General features: G+C 63.3%; 6 protein-coding genes and 2 pseudogenes. 1 reads left to right on the forward strand and 7 read right to left on the reverse strand.

Annotation, left to right across the window (positions count from 1 at the left end; all coding sequences use genetic code 11):
• Positions 1–103: 103 nt before the first annotated feature.
• The 7 genes and pseudogenes from ACQKQA_RS21860 to bioB all read right to left on the reverse strand — a co-directional run.
• Entirely contained in the window at positions 104–1,909 is a 1,806-nt protein-coding gene (locus tag ACQKQA_RS21860) for a phenylacyl-CoA dehydrogenase (protein ID WP_427562268.1), read from the reverse strand.
• Between the two features lie 305 nt (positions 1,910–2,214).
• Positions 2,215–2,511: a pyrroloquinoline quinone biosynthesis protein PqqE gene (locus ACQKQA_RS21865; protein ID WP_427562271.1), complete on the reverse strand. Its 297-nt coding sequence runs from the start codon at positions 2,509–2,511 to the stop codon at positions 2,215–2,217.
• A gap of 107 nt (positions 2,512–2,618) precedes the next feature.
• Entirely contained in the window at positions 2,619–3,299 is a 681-nt protein-coding gene (bioD, locus tag ACQKQA_RS21870) for a dethiobiotin synthase (RefSeq protein ID WP_427562274.1), read from the reverse strand.
• Positions 3,296–4,108, reverse strand: a complete 813-nt coding sequence (bioC, locus tag ACQKQA_RS21875; protein WP_427562277.1) for a malonyl-ACP O-methyltransferase BioC — start codon at positions 4,106–4,108, stop codon at positions 3,296–3,298. Before bioC ends, bioD begins: the two co-directional genes overlap by 4 nt.
• Positions 4,101–4,832 (reverse strand): alpha/beta fold hydrolase, encoded by a 732-nt coding sequence (locus tag ACQKQA_RS21880; RefSeq protein ID WP_427562280.1) that lies wholly within the window; start codon positions 4,830–4,832, stop codon positions 4,101–4,103. Before ACQKQA_RS21880 ends, bioC begins: the two co-directional genes overlap by 8 nt.
• A complete protein-coding gene (bioF, locus tag ACQKQA_RS21885) occupies positions 4,825–6,003 on the reverse strand; it encodes an 8-amino-7-oxononanoate synthase (protein WP_427562283.1) in 1,179 nt (392 codons plus the stop codon). The genes ACQKQA_RS21880 and bioF overlap by 8 nt, the downstream gene beginning before the upstream one ends.
• 148 nt (positions 6,004–6,151) lie before the next feature.
• A pseudogene (gene bioB / locus ACQKQA_RS21890) lies at positions 6,152–7,009 on the reverse strand (biotin synthase BioB); the annotation flags it as partial.
• A 2-nt stretch (positions 7,010–7,011) separates the two neighbouring features.
• On the opposite strand from bioB, the pseudogene ACQKQA_RS21895 reads away from it, so the two are divergent.
• Positions 7,012–7,102 (forward strand): annotated as a pseudogene (locus ACQKQA_RS21895) (DUF3298 domain-containing protein); the annotation flags it as partial.

Below are 7,102 nucleotides of genomic sequence, written 5' to 3' on the forward strand. Positions count from 1 at the left end.
TTCTTCTTAACGTTTTAGTCGGATTTATTTTCAGGTTCAGCAGCGCATAAAAAAGCCGCTTCCCCCGAAGGAGAAGCGGCTTCTTGGCGGACGTCGGTAGAGCTTAGTAAGCCAGGCCGAAGTCGTCTTCTTTCATGTCCATCAGGTTGTTGGCACCCGACAGCATGGCCGCAACGTGAGTGCGGGTACGCGGCAGGATGCGCTGGAAGTAGAAGCGCGCAGTCTGCAGCTTGGCGGTGTAGAACGCTTCTTCGGTGGTGCCGGCAGCCAGCTTCTCCGCCGCCAGGCGCGCCATGTCGGCCCAGAAGTAGGCCAGGCAGGCATAACCGGAATACATCAGGTAGTCCACGGACGCGGCACCCACCTCTTCACGGTCTTTCATGGCCGCCATACCGACCTTCATGGTCAGCTCGCCCCATTCCTTGTTCAGTGCAGCCAACGGCGCGACGAATTCCTTGACCGACTCGTTGCCTTCGTTGCTCTGGCAGAACTTGTGGACGATCTTGGTGAAGCCTTTCAACGCTTCGCCCTGGGTCATCAGCACTTTACGGCCCAGCAGGTCCAGGGCCTGGATGCCGGTGGTGCCTTCGTACAGCATGGAAATACGGCTGTCGCGAACGTTCTGCTCCATACCCCACTCGGCGATGAAGCCGTGGCCACCGTAGATCTGCACACCGTGGTTGGCGGACTCGAAGCCGACTTCGGTCATGAACGCCTTGGCGATCGGCGTCATGAACGCCAGCAGCGCATCGGCTTTCTTCTTCTCTTCTTCGTCCACGCCGTACTTGACGATGTCGACCTGCTTGGCGGTGAAGTAGACCATCGCGCGGTTGCCTTCGGCGAAAGCCTTCATGGTCAACAGCATGCGGCGCACGTCTGGGTGCACGATGATCGGGTCAGCCGCCTTGTCCGGCGCTTTCGGGCCAGTCAGGGAACGCATTTGCAGGCGATCGCGAGCGTACTTCAGGCCACCCTGGAAACCGATCTCGGCGTGGGCCAGGCCTTGCAGCGCAGTACCCAGGCGAGCGGTGTTCATGAAGGTGAACATGCAGTTCAGGCCTTTGTTCGCCGGGCCGATCAGGAAACCGGTGGCCGCGTCGAAGTTCATCACGCAAGTGGCGTTACCGTGGATGCCCATCTTGTGTTCGATCGAACCGCAGCTCACTGCGTTGCGCTGGCCGACAGTGCCATCGGCGTTCGGCAGGAACTTCGGCACGATGAACAGCGAGATGCCTTTGGTGCCAGCCGGAGCGTCCGGCAGGCGGGCCAGCACGATGTGGACGATGTTGTCGGCCATGTCGTGTTCACCGGCCGAGATGAAGATCTTGGTGCCGGTGACTTTGTAGGAACCGTCGGCCTGAGGTTCGGCCTTGGTGCGCAACATGCCCAGGTCGGTACCGCAGTGTGGTTCGGTCAGGCACATGGTGCCGGTCCACTCGCCGGATACCAGCTTGGTCAGGTAAGCCTCTTGCTGCTCGGGCGTACCGTGCTCGGAGATGGTGTTCATCGCGCCATGGGACAGGCCTGGGTACATGCCCCACGACCAGTTGGCTTCGCCGACCATTTCGCTGACTGCCAGCCCCAGGGACTCCGGCAAGCCTTGACCGCCATGCTCGACATCGTGAGCCAGGCTTGGCCAGCCGCCTTCGACGAATTGCTTGTAGGCCTCTTTGAAGCCAGCCGGGGTCTTAACGCCGGACTCACTCCAGGTGCAGCCTTCCAGGTCACCCACACGGTTCAGAGGGGCCAGTACCTGCTCACAAAACTTCGCGCCTTCCTCGAGGATGGCGTCAACCATGTCTGGAGTAGCGTCCTGGCAAGCCGGCAGGCTCTGATAGTGCGCTTCATAGCCGAGCAGTTCGTCACGAACGAAGCGAATATCACGCAAGGGGGCCTTGTAGTCAGGCATAGCGATAAACCTCTGCTGATGTAACCGGGAATGAACAACCGCGTTGATTTGTTATGGCGGTCAAACAGTTGTTTGAAACATACGTTTACGCCCAAATCTTGTCAAGCACCATGCAAACACCGTTCGTCATCGCTGCTCTGCAAGCCTTGCGCGCAAAGGCCCACAGCGAATGCCGTGAAATATTCGGGAGCGTCGATGGAGTATAGGAACAGGCCGACTGGGCGGTCGGGATGGGACTGTTTCAGAAAGCATCTGACACGAGCCACCCCGCTCTCAGAAAGGAGCGGAGTGGCCCGTGGGAGGGGTCAAGCGTAAGTGTCGATCAGCGTACCGAGCACTTCATCGGCGGCCTTGGCGACTTTCACCCCCAGCTCCGCCTGGACCTTGCCCATGGACAGTTCGACCATGCTGCCGGCCAGGTCCGATTGCTGGCTGCGATCGACGGAGCGCAGGCGTTCGACCTGGAGTTCGGAAGACTGGCTGGAGACAGAGCGTTCAATGGTCGTGTTGGCGATCTGGCTGGCAGCCTGATCGACACGGTTCTGCCCGGTCTGAATGGTACTCAGGCCAGCGTAGAAAGCGGTATTCCCGGAAATTTCCATGGGAGGACTCGACTCGGTAAAGAATGAACAACCGCTATTGAACCAGACGCGTCAAAAAAAGACCCGTCAAAAACACTAATGGCACAGTGCCTCATCATAGGCAAAATCTAGTCAAGCAGATCCAGTTGCAGATGTGCGGCCACCGCTTCCGCGCTCATAGCTTTCAGCCATGGAACCCGGCCCAGGCAAGGCGCGGGCAGACGCTCCGCCAGGGTGGCGAGATTTTCCTCGAGCCGCGAAGTCTTCGGATCGATGATGTTGGCCACCCAGCCGGCCAGTTGCAAACCATCCTGGGCAATGGCCTCGGCTGTCAGCAAGGCATGACTGATACAGCCCAGGCGCACGCCCACCACCAGGATCACCGGCAGGTCCAGGGCCATGGCCAGGTCGGACAGGTTGTCCTGGCCGGCCAGCGGCACCCGCCAGCCGCCCGCCCCTTCGATCAGGGTGAAGTCCGCGCCCTTGGCCAGCACCTGGCGCATGGGGCCGAGCAAGGCTTGCACGGTCAACGCCACGCCGGCCTCACGGGCCGCCAGATGGGGGGCAATGGCCGGTTCGAAGGCCAGCGGGTTGACCTCGTCATAGGTCAGCGGCAACGAGCACTCGGCCAGCAATGCCAGCGCATCGGCGTTGCGCAGCCCATTGGGGGACGGGTCGCAACCCGATGCCACGGGTTTCCCGGCCGCCGTGCTCAGCCCCGAAAGGCGCGCCGCATGCAGCAGCCCCGCAGCGACAGTGGTCTTGCCGACGTCGGTGTCTGTTCCGGTAATGAAATAGGCTTGGCTCATAGCGGTTTCTCCAACACGGCGTAGACCACCTGGTAGGTCGCGGGCAGTCCCTGCGTTTGACGAAACTGTTCATAGGCGTCGATCAAGCCCTTGATCCGCGCCCGTCCTGTCAGCCCGCCGGGCCGACCAGGATTGAGGTTGTGCGCGCCCAAGGCCTTCAACTCGTGGGTCAGGCTGCGCACATCCGGGTAGTGCAGCACATGCGGGCAGGTTTCCAGGCTCAGCACGCGCAAGCCACTTGCTGCGCACAGCTGTTGATAAGTGCTGAACTCGCGGAAGCGGTTGACATGCACCATGCCGTCGACCTGACGCCAACTGTCGCGCAATTCGTACAGCGTACCCACGCACAGGCTGGCGAAGGCCAGCACGCCGCCCGGTTTCAGCACCCGCTGCGCTTCGCCGAGCACCGCACGGAAATCCGCGCACCACTGCACCGCCAGGCTGGAGAAAATCAGCTCGCAACTCTGCCCCTGCAACGGCAGGCGCTCGGCATCTCCGGCAATGAAATGCTGTGCCCCGCCCAATGGCCGGGCGTGTTCGAGCATGCCTTCGGCGATGTCCAGGGCCAGCCCTTCGCTGGCCTGGAAACGCTGGCCCAGCAGACGGCTGAAATGACCGGTGCCGCAGCCCATGTCCAGCCAGCGACCCGGCTCGCGGTCTGCTGGAAGACGGCTCAGCAACTCGTTGCCCACGTCGCGCTGCAGTTGCGCCACGCTGTCGTAGCTGGACGCGGCGCGGGAAAAGGAAGCCGCCACCTGGCGCTTGTCGGGCAAGCTGCCGGGCAGTTTGGGAAGGGACAGATCAGTCATCACCGGACTCATGCAAAAAAGCCTGGATCGCCCCCGCCACACCGTGGGGATCCTCCAGAAGGAACGCGTGGCTGGCCTGTTCGATCAGACCTACTTCGATATCGGGCAACAACGTCAGCAATTCACCCGCGGCCTCGGCCGGCACCAGGCCGTCGAGCCCGGCGAACAGATGCAACTGCGGGCCACGAAACGCCTGCAGAGCGTTACGGGTGTCCAGCTGCGCCAGCAACTCCAGGCCGGCCATCAACACCGGGCCCGAGGTGTGCGGCGCACCGCCCGACAGCAGGCGCGACAGGCCCCGCGGATCGCTGGCGCCCTGGGCACACAGCAGGCTGAAGCGTTTGAGAGTGGTGCGCGGGTCGGCATTGCACCCAGCGAGAAACCCGTCGAAGGTCTCCCCCGGCATCGCGCTCGACCACTCGGCATGGGCCACGAAGCAGGGGTTGCTGGCCAAGGTCAGCAGGCCACAGCAGCGGTCGCCGCGACGCGCCGCCAGTTCGGAGGCCAGCATGCCGCCCAGCGACCAGCCACCAAGCCAGGCATTGTCCGGCAGGCTGGCGTCCAGTTCGTCGAGCCACTCTTTCAGGTCGCTGGACTCCAGCTCCGGCAACGGTTCGATCTCGACCCGCAGGTGCTCGTCCAGCCCCTGCAAGGCCGCCGCCAAAGGCTCCAGCGGCGAGACGCCGAGGCCCCAACCGGGCAACAGAATCAGTCGATCACGCATGGCTTGGCTCCGGTCCCAGTTCGGTAAAACACTCCGCCAATGCATTCAACAATAGCTGGACCTGAGCTTCGCTGTGGGCCGCGGACAGAGTAACCCGCAGGCGCGCGCTGCCCGCGGGGACGGTCGGCGGACGGATCGCGGTGACCATCAGGCCGCGCTCGCGCAGCTTCTGCGACAGGCGAACCGCCCGCCCACTGTCGCCGATCAGGATCGGCTGGATCGGCGTGAAGCTGTCCATCAGCGTCAGACCGATCTGCTCGGCGCCCTGGCGGAACTGACGGATCAGCGCATTCAGGTGCTCGCGCCGCCAGTGCTCGCTACGCAGCAACTCCAGACTCTTCAGGGTGGCGCAAGCCAGGGCCGGCGGCTGGCTGGTGGTGTAGATATAAGGACGCGCGAATTGCACCAGGCTTTCGATCAGTTCCTCACTGCCGGCGACAAAGGCCCCAGCGGTGCCGAACGCCTTGCCGAGGGTGCCGACCAGCACCGGCACATCGTCCTGGCTCAAGCCGAAGTGCTCGACAATCCCCGCGCCATTGGCCCCCAGCGGCCCGAAGCCGTGGGCATCGTCGACCATCAGCCAGGCGCCCCTGGCCCGGGTTTCACGGGCCAGCGCCGGCAAGTCGGCGAGGTCGCCGTCCATGCTGAACACGCCGTCGGTGACCACCAGGGTATTGCCCGTGGCTTTCTCCAGCCGCTTGGCCAGGCTGGCGGCATCGTTGTGCAGGTAACGGTTGAAGCGTGCGCCGGAAAGCAGCCCGGCATCCAGCAACGAGGCGTGGTTGAGGCGATCTTCCAGCACCGTGTCGCCCTGGCCCACCAGGGCGGTGACCGCGCCGAGGTTGGCCATGTAGCCGGTGGTGAACAGCAACGCCCGTGGGCGGCCGGTGAATTCGGCCAGGGCTTCTTCCAGTTGATGGTGGGGCGTGCTGTGGCCGATCACCAGGTGCGAAGCGCCGCCGCCCACGCCCCAGCGCGACGCGCCGGCGCGCCAGGCTTCGATCACTTGCGGGTGATTGGCCAGGCCCAGGTAATCGTTGTTGCAGAACGCCAGCAAGGGCTGGCCGTCGACCACCACCTGCGGCCCTTGCGGGCTTTCCAGCAGGGGGCGCTGGCGATAAAGGTTTTCGGCACGACGGGCAGCGAGACGCGCGCGGAGATCGAAAGACATGCAGGCCTCGCAGGCAAGAAAAGAGACATCATCCCTGTAACGGAGCGGAGCTTGCCCGCGCATGGTTCACCGCGTGAGCCAGGGACACAGAGGTGTCTGGATCGCGGGCAATCGAGCGTCGACCGGCCTCTCCTACAGGGGCAGCAGATCAGACGGCAGCGTTGTAGAACTGCTCGCTGCTCTTCTGTTCCACCAGCGCCTGTTCGATGGCCGCCTGATGCACTTCGTCGGCGTGCTCTTCGCGGGCTTCCGGGGCGATGCCCAGGCGCGCGAACAGTTGCATGTCCTTGTCGGCCTGCGGGTTGGCGGTGGTCAGCAGTTTCTCGCCGTAAAAGATCGAGTTGGCGCCGGCGAAAAACGCCAGGGCCTGCATCTGATCGTTCATCGCTTCGCGGCCGGCGGACAGGCGCACGTGGGATTGCGGCATCAGGATACGGGCCACGGCGAGCATGCGGATGAAGTCGAACGGATCGACCTCCTCGGAGTTTTCCAGCGGCGTACCGGCCACTTTCACCAGCATGTTGATCGGCACCGACTCCGGGTGTTCCGGCAGGTTGGCCAGCTGGATCAGCAGGCCGGCGCGGTCATCGAGGGATTCGCCCATGCCCAGGATGCCACCGGAGCAGATCTTCATCCCGGCATCGCGCACGTAGGCCAGGGTCTGCAGGCGTTCGCTGTAGGTGCGGGTGGTGATGATGTTGCCGTAGAACTCCGGCGAGGTATCGAGGTTGTGGTTGTAGTAGTCCAGGCCGGCCTTGGCCAGCGCTTCGGTCTGGTCCTGGTCCAGGCGACCGAGGGTCATGCAGGTTTCCAGGCCCATGGCCTTCACGCCTTTGACCATCTCCAGCACGTACGGCATGTCTTTGGCCGAGGGGTGTTTCCAGGCCGCGCCCATGCAGAAACGGGTCGAACCGATGGCCTTGGCGCGTGCGGCCTCTTCGAGGACCTTCTGCACTTCCATCAGCTTTTCTTTTTCCAGGCCGGTGTTGTAGTGACCGGACTGCGGACCTGACCTACGGCGGCGTGATCCTCAAGTACAACGTCTCGGTGATCGCGCCTTACGCCCTGGGCCACATCGAACTGAAGATCCCTTACAACC

It is taken from the genome of Pseudomonas sp. NPDC089530 (assembly GCF_050280705.1).
Classification (GTDB): Bacteria; Pseudomonadota; Gammaproteobacteria; order Pseudomonadales; family Pseudomonadaceae; genus Aquipseudomonas.